This window comes from Pseudomonas putida, assembly GCF_001941965.1.
GTDB classification, from domain to species: domain Bacteria; phylum Pseudomonadota; class Gammaproteobacteria; order Pseudomonadales; family Pseudomonadaceae; genus Aquipseudomonas; species Aquipseudomonas putida_L.
Window position 1 is genome coordinate 30,708 of sequence record NZ_MKZO01000011.1, and the last position, 15,136, is coordinate 45,843.

Annotated in this window: 15 protein-coding genes; 5 read left to right on the plus strand and 10 right to left on the minus strand. The window is 65.4% G+C overall.

Annotated features, from left to right (window positions below; translation table 11 throughout):
• Positions 1-3: 3 nt before the first annotated feature.
• A complete protein-coding gene (locus PSEMO_RS06475) occupies positions 4-1,656 on the plus strand; it encodes a ShlB/FhaC/HecB family hemolysin secretion/activation protein (protein ID WP_075802320.1) in 1,653 nt (550 codons plus the stop codon).
• Positions 1,657-1,872: 216 nt separating this feature from the next.
• Positions 1,873-2,073 carry a hypothetical protein gene (locus PSEMO_RS06480; protein WP_075802321.1) on the plus strand — a complete coding sequence of 67 codons (201 nt, stop codon included), beginning with the start codon at positions 1,873-1,875 and terminating at the stop codon, positions 2,071-2,073.
• Here the strand turns inward: PSEMO_RS06480 and PSEMO_RS06485 are convergent.
• From PSEMO_RS06485 to PSEMO_RS06500, 4 genes are read right to left on the minus strand one after another with little or no spacing between them, the layout of a single operon-like run.
• The gene (locus tag PSEMO_RS06485; RefSeq protein ID WP_075802322.1) at positions 2,070-3,401 is read right to left on the minus strand and encodes an LLM class flavin-dependent oxidoreductase; all 1,332 of its coding nucleotides are present in this window, start codon (positions 3,399-3,401) and stop codon (positions 2,070-2,072) included. The two genes, PSEMO_RS06480 and PSEMO_RS06485, sit on opposite strands and share 4 nt — an antisense overlap.
• Positions 3,402-3,435: 34 nt before the next feature.
• On the minus strand, positions 3,436-4,128 hold the full coding sequence (locus tag PSEMO_RS06490; protein ID WP_075802323.1) for a peroxiredoxin-like family protein: 693 nt from the start codon (positions 4,126-4,128) through the stop codon (positions 3,436-3,438).
• Entirely contained in the window at positions 4,121-4,507 is a 387-nt protein-coding gene (locus PSEMO_RS06495) for a 4Fe-4S dicluster domain-containing protein (protein ID WP_075802324.1), read from the minus strand. The genes PSEMO_RS06490 and PSEMO_RS06495 overlap by 8 nt, the downstream gene beginning before the upstream one ends.
• Entirely contained in the window at positions 4,504-6,090 is a 1,587-nt protein-coding gene (locus PSEMO_RS06500; RefSeq protein WP_075802325.1) for an FAD-dependent oxidoreductase, read from the minus strand. Before PSEMO_RS06500 ends, PSEMO_RS06495 begins: the two co-directional genes overlap by 4 nt.
• A gap of 284 nt (positions 6,091-6,374) precedes the next feature.
• Between PSEMO_RS06500 and PSEMO_RS06505 the strand changes: the two genes are divergently transcribed.
• A complete protein-coding gene (locus PSEMO_RS06505; RefSeq protein WP_075802326.1) occupies positions 6,375-7,475 on the plus strand; it encodes an HNH endonuclease in 1,101 nt (366 codons plus the stop codon).
• A gap of 69 nt (positions 7,476-7,544) precedes the next feature.
• Positions 7,545-8,198: a hypothetical protein gene (locus PSEMO_RS06510; RefSeq protein ID WP_075802327.1), complete on the plus strand. Its 654-nt coding sequence runs from the start codon at positions 7,545-7,547 to the stop codon at positions 8,196-8,198.
• A 353-nt stretch (positions 8,199-8,551) separates the two neighbouring features.
• On the opposite strand, the gene PSEMO_RS06515 is transcribed toward PSEMO_RS06510, so the two are convergent.
• Positions 8,552-9,805 (minus strand): NADH:flavin oxidoreductase/NADH oxidase family protein, encoded by a 1,254-nt coding sequence (locus tag PSEMO_RS06515; protein WP_075802328.1) that lies wholly within the window; start codon positions 9,803-9,805, stop codon positions 8,552-8,554.
• An 82-nt stretch (positions 9,806-9,887) separates the two neighbouring features.
• Between PSEMO_RS06515 and PSEMO_RS06520 the strand changes: the two genes are divergently transcribed.
• Positions 9,888-10,289: a MerR family transcriptional regulator gene (locus PSEMO_RS06520; protein WP_075802329.1), complete on the plus strand. Its 402-nt coding sequence runs from the start codon at positions 9,888-9,890 to the stop codon at positions 10,287-10,289.
• Here PSEMO_RS06520 and PSEMO_RS06525 read toward each other — a convergent pair.
• The 5 genes from PSEMO_RS06525 to PSEMO_RS06545 form a co-directional block, all read right to left on the minus strand.
• Positions 10,286-10,678 (minus strand): GFA family protein, encoded by a 393-nt coding sequence (locus PSEMO_RS06525; RefSeq protein WP_075802330.1) that lies wholly within the window; start codon positions 10,676-10,678, stop codon positions 10,286-10,288. The two genes, PSEMO_RS06520 and PSEMO_RS06525, sit on opposite strands and share 4 nt — an antisense overlap.
• 185 nt (positions 10,679-10,863) lie before the next feature.
• Complete coding sequence (locus PSEMO_RS06530; protein ID WP_075802331.1) at positions 10,864-11,913, minus strand: NAD(P)-dependent alcohol dehydrogenase; 1,050 nt, start codon at positions 11,911-11,913, stop codon at positions 10,864-10,866.
• 87 nt (positions 11,914-12,000) lie between these two features.
• On the minus strand, positions 12,001-12,480 hold the full coding sequence (locus PSEMO_RS06535) for a VOC family protein (RefSeq protein ID WP_075802332.1): 480 nt from the start codon (positions 12,478-12,480) through the stop codon (positions 12,001-12,003).
• A 142-nt stretch (positions 12,481-12,622) separates the two neighbouring features.
• Positions 12,623-13,936 (minus strand): amidohydrolase, encoded by a 1,314-nt coding sequence (locus PSEMO_RS06540; protein ID WP_075802333.1) that lies wholly within the window; start codon positions 13,934-13,936, stop codon positions 12,623-12,625.
• A 9-nt stretch (positions 13,937-13,945) separates the two neighbouring features.
• Positions 13,946-15,130: an acyl-CoA dehydrogenase family protein gene (locus PSEMO_RS06545; protein WP_075802334.1), complete on the minus strand. Its 1,185-nt coding sequence runs from the start codon at positions 15,128-15,130 to the stop codon at positions 13,946-13,948.
• Between the last annotated feature and the right edge of the window lie 6 nt (positions 15,131-15,136).

A 15,136-nucleotide genomic window follows, 5' to 3' on the forward strand; every position in this document is an offset into this window, starting at 1 on the left:
TTCATGCGTTTCGTTCGTTCTTTGATCGGCGGTGGCCTGTCCCTGCTGTCGCTGTCCGTGATGGCGGCCACCTTGCCGGACGCCGGCCAGTCGCAACAGAACATCGACCAGCTCCCGCTGCAACTGCCTGGCAAGCAGCGACTGGAGCTGAACCTGCCCGATACGCCGTCGGCCGCAGTGACGGCCAAGGGTCCCAGCCTGCAGGTCAACGGCTTCACCCTGGAGGGCAACGGCGCCATCGGCAGTAACGAGCTGCTGCCCCTGCTTGGCGACCTGCAAGGCCGCACGGTATCCCTGGGCGAACTGCAGGCTGGCGCCAACCGCATCACCCGGCTGTACCGCGAGCGCGGTTACCCGCTGGCCCGAGCCTACGTTCCGGCGCAGGAGATCGACGGCGGCGTGGTGCGCATTGCCGTGATGGAAGGCCGCTTCGGCGAGGTCGGCGTGAACAACACCTCGCGGGTCTCGGATAAGGCGCTGACGCCGCTCACGGCGCTGAAAAGCGGCGACGCCGTGCGCTCGGCCGAGCTGGAACGCAGCCTGCTGTTGCTGTCCGATACGCCAGGGGTGGAGGTGAAATCCACGCTCAAGCCGGGTGCTTCGGTAGGTGCTACCGATCTGTTGGTGGATGTCACGCCGGGCCCGCTGCTGTCCGGTTCGGTGGATGCCGACAACTACGGCAACCGTTTCACCGGCGAATACCGCCTGGGCGGCACGCTCAACGTCAACAGCCCGCTGGGTTTGGGCGACCGCTTGACCCTGCGGGCCATGGGCTCGGACGAAGACCAGCAGTACGGGCGCATCGCCTACCAGTTGCCGATCGGCCCCTGGGCCACCCAGGTCGGTGTGGCCTATTCGGACATGGACTACCAGCTGGCCAAGGACTTCGACGACCTCAAGGCCCACGGCAATGCCCGGATCGGCAGCCTTTACGCGATCCAGCCGCTGGTGCGCAGCCGTGACTTTTCCCTCTACGCGCAAGTGCAGTTCGACGACAAGCGCCTGAAGGACGATATCGACCTGTTCGGCAGCAAGAGCGACAAGCGCTCCCGCGTGGTCATCGCCACCCTCAACGGCAACAGCCGCGACACCCTGCTCGGCGGTGGCGTAAACAGTTTCGCCCTGGCCTGGAGCCAGGGCAGCCTGAATATCGACGGCCAGTTGAACCAGACCATCGACGACCTGACCGCTGGCACGCAAGGCCGCTTCCACAAGCTCAACCCCAGTCTGGTGCGCCTGCAACGCTTGACCGAGCGCTTCAGCCTGTATGGCCAACTGCAAGGCCAGTGGGCCGATGGCAACCTCGATAGCTCGGAAAAGATCAGCCTCGGCGGCGCCTACGGCGTGCGTGCCTATCCGCAGGGCGAGGCGTCTGGCGACCAGGGCTGGCTGGCCAACCTCGAATTGCGCTACGCCCTGACCGACGCCTGGCAGTTGAGTACCTTCGTCGACCACGGCGAAGTGCGCCTGAACAAGGACACCTGGAGCAATGGCGAAAACCACCGCCGCCTGTCGGCGGCGGGTGTTGGCGCAAGCTGGGCTGCGTATGGCTGGCAAGTCAATGCGGTGGCCGCCTGGAAGCTGGGCAATGATGACCCGCAGAGCGATGTCGACCGCAGCCCGCGGGTGTGGGCGCAAGTAGTGAGGTTCTTCTAGGCTCTGTACGAAAAGCATCCGAGCTCGTCCATGCTGCGTTAAAAACGGGCTCGGAATGCTCATTTACATCAATAAACCCCACTTCCCCGCCTGTTTTTGCCTCGCCGGGCCTTCGCTAAAGGGCTTGTGCTGAAGTGGCACATGGTCGTTGGCTGGCCAGTGCCGAGCTGCGTTACGCCCTGACCGATAGCTGGCGCCTGGTTACCTTCGCCGACCATGGCGAAGCGCCTGAATGCACCGGCCCTGAGCATCGATACCGCGCCCCGTCGGCTGTCTGCCGCCGGCCTGGGAGCGGGCCGGTCGACCCGGGTGTGGAGCTTCAGTGCGCTGGCAGGCTGGAAGCTGGGTGAGCAACTGGGTGCGGCTGCCAGCGAACGCCAGCCACGCCTGTGGTGGCAGTTGGCGCACTTTTTCTAGGCTATGGCTTCTGCCGGTTCCACTTGATACCGGTTGACCGGCACCTCCAGCCCCAGATGGCCCCTCAGGGTCGTGTCGGCATAGTCCTTCCTGAACAGACCCCGCGCCCGCAGGATCGGCAGCACTTCCTCGGTAAACCGGGCAAACGCCGCCGGTGCACCGACATGCACATTGAATCCGTCCACCGCGCCATCCCTGAACCAACGCTCAATCTCGTCAGCCACCGTCCGTGCCGACCCGGCAAACCCGGTAAACGGCCTGGCGAACCTGAGCGCGGTCTCGCGCAAGGTCAGCCCCTGTTCCTGCGCCACCCGCTTGATCTTCTCGGCATGTCCGCGATAGCCATTGCTGCCCAGGTCACCCAGCTCCGGGAACGGCTCATCCAGCGGGTACTGGCTGAAATCGTGGTAGTTGAACGGCCGCCCCAGTTGCACCAGCGCCTTGCCCAGATCCAGCTCGCCATGCCGCGCCTTGAGGATCGCCTGCGCCTCTTCATCGGTGTCGGCAATGATCGGCGTGATCCCCGGGAACACCAGCACCTGCGCCGGATCGCGCCCGGCCTCCGCCGCCCGGCGCTTGATATCGGCGTAGTACTCGCGGGCATCATCGAAATTGTCGACCCCGGCGAAGATCCCTTCGGCGATCCGCGCTGCCAGCCCGCGTCCGGACTCTGAAACGCCGGCCTGGAAAATCACCGGCTGGCCCTGTTCCGAGCGGGAGATGTTCAGCGGGCCGGTGACCGAGAAGAACTCGCCGCGATGATCCAGCCGATGCTGCTTTGCCGGATCGAGGAAACGCTTGCTTGCCCGGTCACGGGGGAAGGCGTCGTCCTCGTAGGAATCCCACAGCCCCTGGACCACCGCCACATGCTCGTGGGCCCGGCGATAGCGCTCGCCATGGTCGATATGCTGCTCGCGACCGAAGTTGCCAGCGGCGCCTTCCAGGCCGGTAGTATCCACGTTCCACCCGGCGCGACCATGGCTGATCTGGTCCAGCGAGGCGAACTGGCGGGCGACGTTGAAGGGTTCGGTGTAGGAGGTGGTCAGGGTCGCCACCAGGCCGATCCTGTCCGTGGCACCGGCCAGCGCGGACAGCAGGGTCAGCGGCTCCAGGCGGTTGAGGAAGTGCGGCGCCGAATCCGGGGTGATGTAGGGGCTGTCGACGATGAAGACGAAGTCGAACTTCGCCGCTTCCGCCGCCTGGGCCTGCTGCTTGTACCAGTCGATATCGATGCTCGCGTTGCCGGGGATGCCCGGGTCCAGCCATTCCTGCTGGTCGGTGCCGACGCCGGTAAGGATGGCGCCAAGGTGCAAGTGCCGTGTGCTCATGCTGCAACTCCTGTCGTGCGGAAAAGGGATGGGCTCAGGCCCAGGCGTGGCGGACTTGCAGGCTGTCGGCATCGAGGGCGGCGTCCACCGCATCGATGATCGGCTGGGCCTCGCTGCGCACCAGCCAGTCCGGGCTGACCTGGGCGAAGTGCACCCGGCGATCGCGACCGATCACCACCACCGTGGGCTGCGGCAGTTCCCAGGTCCCGGTGCCGGTCACTTCACCAATGCCGTTGCCTTTGGCCAATGCGGCCTGGCGCGAGGCTTCGTCGAAGCTGTAGAGCACGCCGAAGCGACGGCCGAGCTGGTTGTCCGTGTCGCTGGCGACCTGCAGGGTCAGTTGGTGCTTGTCGCGGATCTCGATCAGGCGTTCCGGCACCTGCGGGCTGATCGCTACCAGCGGTACGCCGCGGCGCTGCAAGGCCGGTTGCAGGTTCCGCTGGTAATAGGGGATGGCGATATTGCAGGCCGGGCAGCCGGCGAAGCGGAAGAACACCAGCACGGCGGGGCCGTTGTCGAGCAACTGGTCGAGGTCCAGGGTACCGCCTTCGACCTTGAGCAGTTCGAACGGCTCGACGAGGTCCCCGGCCTTGATGAAGCGCTGCGGGTCGGCCTCGTCCACCAGGCGCTGGCGCTGGTCGATATTGACCTTGAGGGCTTCCGGCGCCCAGGTGCGCACGCGCTCGGCGTGCAGTTCGGCAAGCAGTTGATTGAGGGATTCACTCATGACGGGATCCTGTGTCAGGGGAAGGAGAAGAGGTGGTCAGTTCGCGGGCCAGGGCGAAGATGTGTTCCATGCGCCAGTGCTGGTTTTCATAGCGCGGGTCCGTGGCGAACTCGTCCCAGCCGGAGTCGCGGCGGTACTGGCCGGGGAGGTTGCTGGCGAGGATCTGCGCCGGGTCGAGGCTGACCGGCCGCTCGCAGTCGGGGTGCACGTAGAGCGCATCGCTGGCGCAATAGAGCTCGCACATGAAGCAGGTCTGGCAGGCAGCCTGGTCGGCGATGCGCGGCTTGCCGTCGTCGCCGAGGGCGAGGACGTCGGTGGGACAGACGCTGATGCAGTGGGTGCAGCCGCTGCAGCGGTCGTTGAAGATCAGTTCGATCATGCCGGGACCTCCTCGGCTTGCGGGACCGGGTCATGACGGACCCAGGGCGTGTCCAGTCCGCCGCTGCGCAGGTGGGCGTCGAAGCGGCGGTGCTGGCCAGGAGCATCCTCGCGCTGGTGGATGCCGCGGCTTTCCTTGCGCGCCAGGGCGCTCGCGTAGCACCAGCGGGCGCTGGCCAGCAGGGCTTCGGTTTCGCGCCAGCGCAGCAGGATGGTGGGGTCGCCATGGGTTGAGCGGGTGTGCAGGCGGTCGCGGTGGTTGTCCAGTACGTGCAGGGAGCGCTGCAATTGGGCGCCCGTGCGGAACAGGTTCTTGTCGTAAGGGTGCAGCTCGTTCTGCACGGCCTGGATCGTCTCGCGGTAATCGGCATTGGAAGGGGAAAATGGAATTTCTGCGTATCGTGCCACGTTACGTATCACGGTACGATTGCGTCTTGCGTACTGTGCGGCGCCGGTTCCGGCCCATTGTCCGCTGGACAGCGCCCATGACGAGTTCACTGCGCCGCCGCCGGAGATTGCCCCGGTTACCGCCTCTCGGCTGGCGGCGTCGCCGGCGGTGAACAGGCCGGGGACGGTGGTCTGGCAGTGGTCATCGGTCACCCGCAGGCCGCCGACGCCGCGAATGGTGCCTTCGCCGTGCAGGGTCACCGGGAACTTGTCGCGGTAGGGGTCGATGCCGAGGCGGTCGAAGGGCAGCATCAGGTTGGGTTGCACATAGGGCAGGCGTGCACGGACATCGGCCGGGATCCGGTCCAGGCGGCAGAACACCGGACCTTGCAGCAGATGGCGGGCGAGGGCGTTGTTGAAGTCCGGGCCCTGGGGGATCTCCAGTTCGCGCCCGGCGGCATCGAAATAGCGGCCGAAGGTGTAGACCATCGAGCGGGTCATGGTGCTGCCGGCCGGGGCGATGCAGTAATAGGCGGAAAACTCCATCCCCGACAGCTCGGCGCCGGCTTCCACGCCCAGCAGGTAGCCGTCGCCGGTGTTGGTATGGCTGCCCAGCAGGCGCGACATGAACCCGCAGCCGCCGGTGGCCAGCACCGTGGCCGGGGCCTTGACCTGCCATTCGCGCTTGACCTGGCGCTGCCAGCCGCGGGCGCCGGCCAGTTCGCCGGTCTCGTTGCGCAGCAGTTCAAGGGCCGGGCTCTGGTCCAGCAGGGTGACGCGGTGTTCCAGGGCCAGTTGGCGCATGGCGCGCATATATTCTGGGCCGCGCAGGGCGCGGTATTGCTTGCGGCCCTGGTCGTCGGTGGGGAAGTGGTAGAGGCGCTCCAGTTGCGGCAGGGAGTGCCAGGTGCTGTCGAGGATCCGCGCCATCCAGCGTGGGTCGCCGAGTCCGGCGGCGCTGTCGATGCGTTTGGCGATCGCGGATTGACGTTGTTCCGGTGGCACCCACCAATGGCCCGGTCCGGCGGTGGCAGTCACGCCGCTGCTGCCGCACCAGCCTTTCTCGGCCAGTACCACCTTTGCGCCTTCACGGGCAGCGGCGACGGCAGCCCAGGTGCCCGCGAGGCCACCGCCGATCACCAACACATCGGCATCGAGCTGGAGCGGGGCGGGGGCGTTGTGAAACAGGGGGATCATGGGTGCGGTTACTCCGGTTGAGGTCGTTGGGGACGGCCTCCGCCGGGAGTGGGGTCGGGTCTTGGGGTAGAACGATAGGCGCGGGAGCGGGTTGGTGGGAAAGGCTTTTTGGTTCTAAGCTAATTATGCGAGTTATGTATTTATTGGCTTCTCAAAATCAGGAATAGGTATTTATTGAGTGACGCCACGGTCCCTCCTATGGCTGGTGTCTTTTTGCTATCATTTGCCCACAAATCAAATCCAGCGCTCCCTGCGAGCGAGTTGTACTAAGGATCCCGAGTCCCATGGCGTTATTCCTGCAGAAACCGGTGTTCTGGAACACCAACCACTACATCGCCCCGTCCGGTGGTTTCGCCACCAGTGGCTACGCCAGGGAAAACGGCTACGGCCACGAAGAGTGGAACAACTCGCCGCGCCTGCTCCTGCGCCAGGGCAATCAGCGTTACCGGGTCTTCCACACCGACGGCGCCGGCAACGCGCCGCTGGTGGAAAATGCCGGCCAGACCTTCGTCTTCATGACCGCCGCGCACAACGGCATCCTGCAATTGGTGGGCATCGCCGGTAATGCCGTTGGCCTGTTCGACGAGCGCCTGTTGCCGCAGCGCCAGCAGATCGTCGAGAAGCTGGCCCTGCAGGACCTCTGGGAAGAAGCCTGGTCGGTGACCAAGGTGCGGCGCATCCACGAGGATGACCGTCACCACTTCATCAGGAACTGGAAGCAGAACCTGCACCGCATTCCGAGCTGGATCTGCCCTGAAGAGTACTTCTGGTGGTTCGACGAGCCGGTGACCCTGGATCCGCGTGTCCTCAATGGAGCGGACAAACTGGCGTCCGCTGGCACTAGCGAGCTGGATCTGGCCCTGGTCGGGCGGATCATGGATGCCGTTCCGCAGGCGCAAAGGGGCGAGCGTTGGGCGCGCTTGATCGATGCCATCCACTGCGCGCCGACCGAGCCGGTGGTGGCGTCGGACCGGGATGCGTTGCTTGAAGGCAGCGAGCCGGTGACCGAGCAACTGACCAACCTTCAAGCCCGCCGTGGGCGCGGGAAATTTCGCCAGGACCTGCTGGCAAACTGGGGCGGGGCCTGTGCGGTGACCGGGCTGGCGTGCAGCGAGGTGCTGCGGGCTTCACATATCAAGCCGTGGGCGGTGGCGACGGCGGCCGAGCGGCTGGATCCGAACAATGGCCTGTTGTTGTCGGCGAACCTGGATGTGCTGTTCTACCGCGGGTTGATCTCGTTCGATGAGCAGGGGCAGATGCTGGTGTCGCACTGGATGAGCGACGTGCATCGGGTGGCGTTGGGGTTGCCGAGGTCCTTGCGTTGGATGACGGATGCCCTGGCGGTCTACTTGGCCTATCACCGTAGCGAGGTGTTTCAGCACTGACAGAATGGTGAAAGGGGGCAAAAGCCGTTCCGGTATGATGGCTTTTTGCTTTGGTATCGAGAGTGCCGGATGTTCGTTGTCGAGTCGTTAGAGCTGTTGGTGAGTTACGAATTCGTTGCATCGCTGTTTATCATGCCGATCGGCTTGGCCTTTTGCGGTTATGCGTTGTGGCTGGTGTGGGCCAAGCGCAACGGCCGGGACCTGATCAAGTGTCTGGATTGCCCTTGGCACGTTCGGGTGTTGCAGGTGTTCAATATCCGGCTGGTCCGGCTGCTGTTGCTGATGAGCGTGGTGCCCTCGGTGGTGGTGTTCTTCCAGTTGGCATTCCAATTGCTCGCAGTCGGGATGTACGAATACGACACGCTGGACGCGATTCCCGCCAAGGACTTCTTTCCTGTCCTGCTGTTGGTGGCCGCTGCCGTTTTAGGCTCGTTGATGTATCTGGGATTGGGCTTCAAGGGTTTTTGCCTGCCGGTTGGCGACAAACAGTCCCTCAGCTTCGATCGCAAGTCGACGATCTCGATCCACATCGACGACCCCAGACCGGACATTGCCAAGGAGGGCGACAAGCTAATCCCGTTGATCAGCAGACTGAGGGCCATGGGTATTCAGCGGAGCATCACGGTGCATAGCTGGCTGTGTGTCACCCGTCCCCAGTCTGCCGATGCCAGTGTCATCGGGGTCAGGTGCATTTTTCGGCGCATGTCGGATATTACCTTGTGACCGGCTGGGCGCCTGCCGTGGTTAGCCCGCCAGCTCCGCCCGGTCAAGCCAGGCAACGGCAGTTGGGCTAACCGCTTGCTCAATCCCCTGCGCTGGGGGGGGCGCCTGCTGCTGAGCCTGATTTACATACCCCTAGCGAGCCCGCTTGCCTGGTGGCGGATCAGGCGGGTCCCCACCCCGCGAATCATGGCAACCACGCGTGAAATCATGGATGAAATCCAAACAGCCTTGGGAGAGCCGGTCTCGGCGATTGAGCCGACCCCGGTTCCGCTTTCGCTGTTCATCGCCATGAGCCAAGGACTTGCCCATATCCATCCGAAGTTTGCCGGTTGGCACGGAGGATTTACTGTAGGTCAGGCGGTAGGCCGGCCGGGTTTATGGCAAAGGTTGCGGACCCAGCGCCGATAGCGCCGTGCCTGCCACAGGTTGCCAATCTGTTGGACAAGCAACGCCCAAGCTGGCGCGACCTGCGGCCGGGGCTGCCGGCTCCGGCTCAGGCGCCGCAATTGAAACTTCACCGCCGCCATGTTCGCCATCGACGCCAGGACCTTGTTCTTCCAGGTGATCGGACGCAGGGCCGGGGCGCTGTCCTGGCCCTGCTGCCATTGGCGGGGCAGGTCCGGGGCGATGGCCAGGGCCGTGCCGATCCCGGCCATGGCCACGCCGGAGGCGACCACCTGTTCCGCCACCGGGCGGCGACGGATGCCGCCGGTGACCATCAGCGGCATCTTCGCCACGTTTTGCAGCGCCTTGGCGAACTCGATGAAGTAGGCCTCCCGGGCCAGGGTCCGGCCGTCGCGGGCGTCGCCCTGCATGGCTGGCGCCTCGTAGCTGCCGCCGGACAGCTCCACCAGGTCCACGGGCAGGTCATTCAGGCGCAGGACCACCTCACGGGCGTCCTCGGCACTGAAGCCGCCGCGCTGGAAGTCCGCGGAGTTGAGTTTGACTGCCACGGTGAAGTCTCTCGACACCACGGCGCGCACCGCCTTCACCACTTCGATAAGCAGGCGGGCGCGGTTGTCCAGCGAGCCGCCCCATTGGTCGTTGCGCTGGTTGCTCAGGGGCGAAAGAAACTGGCTGAGCAGATAGCCGTGGGCGGCATGGATCTGCACGCCGTTGAAACCGGCCTGCTCGGCAAGGCGCGCGCTGTTGGCGAAGCGCCAGATCACCTCGGCGATCTTCGCTTCGTCCATGGCTTGCGGTTCGGTGAAGTGGCGGGACATGTTGCCCAGGGCCAAGGGCACGGCGGAGGGCGCCCAGGTCGGCTGGCCGAGATTGGCCGGCATCTGCCGCCCGGGATGGTTGAGCTGCAGCCAGAACTGCGCGCCCTGTGCCTGGCCGGTCCGGGCCCAGTGGCGGAAGCGGTCGAGCTGGCGGTCGTCTTCCAGCACTACGCCGCCGGGCCCGGTCATGGCGCGGCCATCGATCATCACATTGCCGCTGATCAGCAGTCCGGCACCGCCTTCGGCCCAGGCCTGGTACAGGCGCAGCAGTTCGGCGGACGGGGCGTGATCGGCGTCGGCCATGTTTTCTTCCATGGCGGCCTTGGCCAGGCGGTTGGGAATCACGGCGCCGTTGGGCAGGGTCAGGGGCGTGAACAGGTTCATGAAGGGACACCTCGGTTGGTCGTGGTATCACCTTAGGTTTAAAGTGAACTTTAAGGTCAAGCACTTTGCTGCGAGGTGGTGGATGAAAATCGGTGAACTGGCGAAGCGCAGCGGGCTGTCGGCGTCGCGCATCCGTTTCTATGAGGCCAGCGGGTTGTTGAATGCCGTGGAGCGGACGGGCAATGGCTATCGCAGCTACGGGGCGGACGCGGTGTGGATACTGGAGCTGATCACTGGCGCGCAGCGTGCCGGGTTTTCCCTGGAGGAGATCCGCAGCCTGCTGCCGATGTCCAGCGGCGGCTGGCAGCATGATGAACTGCTGGCGGGGTTGAGGCGCAAGGTGGCGGAGATCGAGGTGCTGCAGGAGCGCCTGGCGCGGAACAAGGCGCAGTTGCTGGTGGCGATCGACGGGATCGAAAGCCGGCCGGAGGGGCGCGATTGCGTGGAGAACGCACAGCAGGTGCTGGAGCGGTTGCGCCGCTAGTCCTCGGTGCGGGTGTTGCGGGGTCGGTCCCGTTCGAAATGCTTGATCCCGGGAAACGCCGGCAACCAGGATTCCCGGCGGATCACCCAAAGCTCATAGGTCGGCTTGAACTGGTCCGGCGCATCCAGAGCGCCGAGGTTCAGCTCGACTTCATCGCCGCTGCGGGAGAACACCGGGGAGCCGCATTTCGGGCAGAAGTGGCGGTTCTGGTAGCTGCCGGTCTGGCCGGTGACCTTGACGGCGGTGTCGGGGTAGATCGCCGAGGCGTTGAGCAGCGAGCCATGGTGCTTGCGGCAGTCGAGGCAGTGGCAGAGGCCGACGCGGTAGGGCTCGCCGCTGGCCTGGAAGCGGACCTGGCCGCAGAGGCAGCCGCCTGTGATGGGGGGCATGACCAGCACCTTTGTTGTGAGGGTAATGGTGTTGGGACTCTTGCAGGTTTGTGTTGTTCAGTCGGGCCTCATCGCTGGCAAGCCAGCTCCCACAGGATTTTGTGTTGACCACAGGACTCATGATCGACGCGGACACTGTGGGAGCTGGCTTGCCAGCGATGAGGCCCGAAAGAACACGGCAGAGGTCAGCCCGCCAGCGTACCGTTATCGATCACGAACCGATACTTCACATCCCCCTTCAACATCCGCTCGTAGCTCTCGTTGATCTGCTCCGCGCGGATCAGCTCGATATCCGAGACGATCCCGTGCTCGGCGCAGAAATCCAGCATTTCCTGGGTCTCCGGAATCCCGCCGATCATCGAGCCGGCGATAGAGCGGCGCTTGAAGATCAGGTTGAACACGTTCGGCGACGGGTGGTTGCTCGCCGGGGCACCGACCAGGGTCAGGGTGCCGTCGCGCTTGAGCAGGACCAGGAAGGCATCCAGGTCATGGGGCGCGGCCACGGTATTGAGGATCAGGTCGAAGGATTTGGCATGCGCCGCCATCTCCGCCGGATTGCGCGAGACCACCACTTCATCCGCGCCCAGCTCCAATGCCGCCTCGCGCTTGGATTCCGAGGTGGTGAAGGCCACCACATGGGCGCCCATGGCATGGGCCAGCTTGATGCCCATATGCCCGAGGCCACCGATGCCGACCACGCCGACCTTCTTGCCCGGCCCGGCACCCCAGGTGCGCAGCGGCGAGTAGGTGGTGATCCCGGCACACAGCAGCGGGGCGACTGCGGCCAGTTGCGCTTCAGGGTGGCGAATGCGCAGGACATAGCGCTCATGCACGACGATCTGCTCGGAGTACCCACCCAAGGTCCAGCCCGGGGCATCCGGGGTCGGGAAGTTGTAGGTGCCGATCATCCCGTCGCAGTAGTTCTCCAGGCCTTCGTCGCAGTCGGCGCAGTGCTTGCAACTGTCGACGATACAGCCGACGCCCACCAGGTCGCCGACCTTGAAACCGCTGACATGGCCGCCGACGCTGGCGACCCGGCCGACGATCTCGTGGCCCGGCACGCAGGGGTACTGGGTGCCTTCCCATTCCGAGCGCACCTGGTGCAGGTCGGAGTGGCAGATGCCGCAGTAGGCGATTTCGATGCGCACATCGTGGGCGCCGACGTCGCGGCGGGTGATGGTCAGCGGCTCCAGCGGCTGGTGGCCGGCGTGGGCGCCATAGGCGATGACTTGCATGCGCTGCTCCTTGGTAGGGATAGGTGACCGTTGCATCTTCCGCGTCGCACGGGGCCGGCCGGTAACCCGATTCGACCGGGTTCTTGCCTAATCCTTCAGCGCCGCTTCGATCCCGGCGATATCGATCTTGCCCATCTGCATCATGGCTTCGAACGCACGCCTGGCCTTGGCCGGGTCGTGGTGGGTGATGGCCTCGGTGAGCACCCGCGGGGTGATCTGCCAGGAAATGCCCCATTTGTCCTTGCACCAGCCGCAGACATTGGCTTCGCCGCCGTTGTCGACAATGGCGTTCCAGTAGCGGTCGGTCTCGGCCTGGTCGTCGGTGGCGACCTGGAAGGAAAAGGCTTCGCTGTGCTTGAACATCGGGCCGCCGTTGAGGCCCAGGCACGGCAGGCCCAGGACGGTGAACTGCACGGTGATGATGTCGCCCTGCTTGCCGGAGGGGTAGTCGCCGGGGGCGGGGTGGGCGGCGATCACCTGGCTGTCGGGGAAGGTCGCGGCGTAGAAGGTGGCGGCGTCGAGGGCGTCGCCGTTGAACCACAGGCAGAGGGTGTTTTTCGGGGTCATGACGGCAGCTCCGGGGTGGGGTGGCTGGTTGAGTCTAGACCCTGAGGGCCTCATCGCTGGCAAGCCAGCTCCCACAGGTCTCGCGTGCACCGCTGGACCTGTGGGAGCTGGCTTGCCAGCGATAGGGCCCTCAAGAACACTATCAGTGCTCCTGCATATAACTCAGAGTCATCCGGCTCAAAGCCCGGATCCCGACCTCCAGCGCCCCGTCATCTACCTGGAACCCCGGCGAATGGGTCGGCCACACCGGCGTGTCCGCCAGTTCCTTCGGCGTCACCCCCATGCGCATGAAGATCCCGGGAATCTGCCGCGCATACTCGGCGAAGTCATCCGCACCATAGGTCCCGCTGTCCACCTTCACCGGCACCGTCGATACCTGCTCCAGCACAGGCAACAAACGGTCCACCAACGCCGTGTCGTTATACCCGGCGCGATAGTTGCCCGGCAGGTACGCCACTTCGGCACTGGCCCCGGACGCCTCGGCGATCTTCTCTGCCGTGCGGCGCATCCGTTCCAGCACATCCTCGCGCTGCTCGTCGCTGACCGTCCTGATCGAGCCTTCCAGGCGCACTTCGGCGGGGATGATGTTGTGTCGGTCACCCGCCTCGATCCGCCCCACGGAAATCACCGGAGCCGGCAATACGCTGAGGTTCGACTGGCGGCTGGGGATGGTCTGCCAGGCGAGGATCGTCTGCGCCGCCACCGGCACCGGATCGATCCCGGTCCAGGGAAATGCGGCATGGGTCTGCCGGCCCTTGATCCGGGCGACGAAGGTGTCCGCCGCCGCCGTGGTGCGGGTGCGACTCAGGGTGAAGCCACCGGAGGTCCCGGCAGTGACGTGAATCCCGAAGATCACCGCCGGTGCCGGGTTCTGCAGCACGCCTTCCTCGATCATCAGCTTCGCCCCGCCCGACTCGCCCAGGGGCGGGCCTTCCTCGGCCGGCTGGAAGATCAGCTTCAACGTCCCCGGCAACTCGTCGCGCCGCGCCGCCAGCACTTCGGCCACACCCAGGGCCATGGCCATGTGCGCGTCATGCCCGCAGGCATGCATCACCCCGACTTCCTTGCCACGGGTACGGAAATCACCCCCTTCGTCCTTGGTACGGACGCTGGAGGCATAGGGCAGGCCGGTCTGTTCGGTCAGCGGCAGGGCGTCCAGTTCGGCACGGATCGCCACCACCGGCCCCGGCTTGCCGCCGCGCAGGATGCCGACCACGCCGGTATGGGCGACCCCGGTCTGCACCTCCAGCCCCAGCTCGCGCAGGCGCCGGGCAATACGTTCGGCGGTCTGCACTTCGCGATTGCCCAGTTCCGGGTGCTGGTGGATCTGGTGGCGGATCTCGATTACCCCGGGCAAGGCCCTGGCGATCCGTGCATCCAGATCAGCCCAGTCCTCGGCGGCAACGCTCCCGGACACCAACAAGAGTGCAATCCCCGCAAGACGAAACGGCAGCATCCCGGCTCCTCAGTAGGTAAAGGCGATCGGCGGATAGTTGCCGTTCACCAGGTAGTCGCCGATGGCCTTGTACTTGTAGGCCACGGCATCGTGGGTGGTGTGGGTACGGGCGTTGCGCCAGTGGCGGTCGAAGTTGTAGCGCGACTGGGTGGTGGCCGCGCCGCCGACTTCGTAGAGCCGCTCGCAGACATGCAGGGCGGCGCGGGTCGAGGCGATCTTGGCTTCGGCCACGGCGATGGAGGAGCGGGCGAGCAGGGCGTCCAGTTCCTCACCTTCCAGCAAGCCCTGCAACTGGGTACGGGCAGCGAGATCGACGGTGAATGCGGCTTTCTCCACCAGCGCCTCGGCACCATGGATCGCAGCGGCAAGATCCCCTACGGTATGCAGGATGTACGGATCGTTGCGCGCCTGATCGACACCGCTTTCCCGCACCGGCCGCGCCCCGGTTCGCGACCACTCCACGGCATCGTCAAGCGCCGCCAGGCCGATGCCGATATCGATGGCGCAGTGGATCAGCTGGGCGCTGGCACCGATGTAGTTGCGGCGCTGGTACCACTGGGCGAGGGGAATGACCTGCTCGGGCAGCACTGGCACGTCCTTGAGCAGGGTGGTGCCGCTGGCGGTGATGCGCTGGCCCATGCCGTCCCAGTCGTCCAGCAGGGTGATGCCGGGGGTCTCGGCCGGGAGCATGACGTACACCGCGTTGCCGGCCTCGTCCACCGCCTGGATCTTCAGCAGGTCGGCGAACAGGCAGCCGGTGCTGTAGAACTTGCTGCCGTTGAGCACCAGGCGATCACCATCGCGCTCCAGGCGGGTATGGATCTCGCCGCGAAACTTGCCGCTGCGCTCGGCAATCGCGCCCGAGGACAACTGACGCTCGGCGAAGGCGCCCAGGTAGCGGCGCTGTTGGTCGTCATTGGCGATCAGGCGCAGGTGCTCCACCGTGGCGAAGTGCGGAAACAGCGCCTGGGCCACGCTCGGGTCGGCCTTGGCCAGGGTGATGAAGATCCGCGCGACGTCGAGCTGGCTGACATCGCCACCACCCAGGTCGACAGGGACGCGGGCGGCACCGAGGCCCGACTCGCGGATCAGGTCAAGCTGCTCATGGGGCAGGATGCGCCGGGCGTCGCGCTCGGCAGCGCCGGGTTGGAGTTGGGTGGCCAGTTCATTGGCCAGTGCCAGGTAATCGGTCATGGGCAT

What these genes read in the sequence shown, in the direction of transcription:
- PSEMO_RS06475 (WP_075802320.1), top strand. Translation starts at nt 4, where the DNA reads ATGCGTTTCGTTCGTTCTTTGATCGGCGGTGGCCTGTCCCTGCTGTCG.
- PSEMO_RS06480 (WP_075802321.1), top strand. Translation starts at nt 1,873, where the DNA reads ATGGCGAAGCGCCTGAATGCACCGGCCCTGAGCATCGATACCGCGCCC.
- PSEMO_RS06485 (WP_075802322.1), bottom strand. Translation starts at nt 3,401, where the DNA reads ATGAGCACACGGCACTTGCACCTTGGCGCCATCCTTACCGGCGTCGGC.
- PSEMO_RS06490 (WP_075802323.1), bottom strand. Translation starts at nt 4,128, where the DNA reads ATGAGTGAATCCCTCAATCAACTGCTTGCCGAACTGCACGCCGAGCGC.
- PSEMO_RS06495 (WP_075802324.1), bottom strand. Translation starts at nt 4,507, where the DNA reads ATGATCGAACTGATCTTCAACGACCGCTGCAGCGGCTGCACCCACTGC.
- PSEMO_RS06500 (WP_075802325.1), bottom strand. Translation starts at nt 6,090, where the DNA reads ATGATCCCCCTGTTTCACAACGCCCCCGCCCCGCTCCAGCTCGATGCC.
- PSEMO_RS06505 (WP_075802326.1), top strand. Translation starts at nt 6,375, where the DNA reads ATGGCGTTATTCCTGCAGAAACCGGTGTTCTGGAACACCAACCACTAC.
- PSEMO_RS06510 (WP_075802327.1), top strand. Translation starts at nt 7,545, where the DNA reads ATGTTCGTTGTCGAGTCGTTAGAGCTGTTGGTGAGTTACGAATTCGTT.
- PSEMO_RS06515 (WP_075802328.1), bottom strand. Translation starts at nt 9,805, where the DNA reads ATGAACCTGTTCACGCCCCTGACCCTGCCCAACGGCGCCGTGATTCCC.
- PSEMO_RS06520 (WP_075802329.1), top strand. Translation starts at nt 9,888, where the DNA reads ATGAAAATCGGTGAACTGGCGAAGCGCAGCGGGCTGTCGGCGTCGCGC.
- PSEMO_RS06525 (WP_075802330.1), bottom strand. Translation starts at nt 10,678, where the DNA reads ATGCCCCCCATCACAGGCGGCTGCCTCTGCGGCCAGGTCCGCTTCCAG.
- PSEMO_RS06530 (WP_075802331.1), bottom strand. Translation starts at nt 11,913, where the DNA reads ATGCAAGTCATCGCCTATGGCGCCCACGCCGGCCACCAGCCGCTGGAG.
- PSEMO_RS06535 (WP_075802332.1), bottom strand. Translation starts at nt 12,480, where the DNA reads ATGACCCCGAAAAACACCCTCTGCCTGTGGTTCAACGGCGACGCCCTC.
- PSEMO_RS06540 (WP_075802333.1), bottom strand. Translation starts at nt 13,936, where the DNA reads ATGCTGCCGTTTCGTCTTGCGGGGATTGCACTCTTGTTGGTGTCCGGG.
- PSEMO_RS06545 (WP_075802334.1), bottom strand. Translation starts at nt 15,130, where the DNA reads ATGACCGATTACCTGGCACTGGCCAATGAACTGGCCACCCAACTCCAA.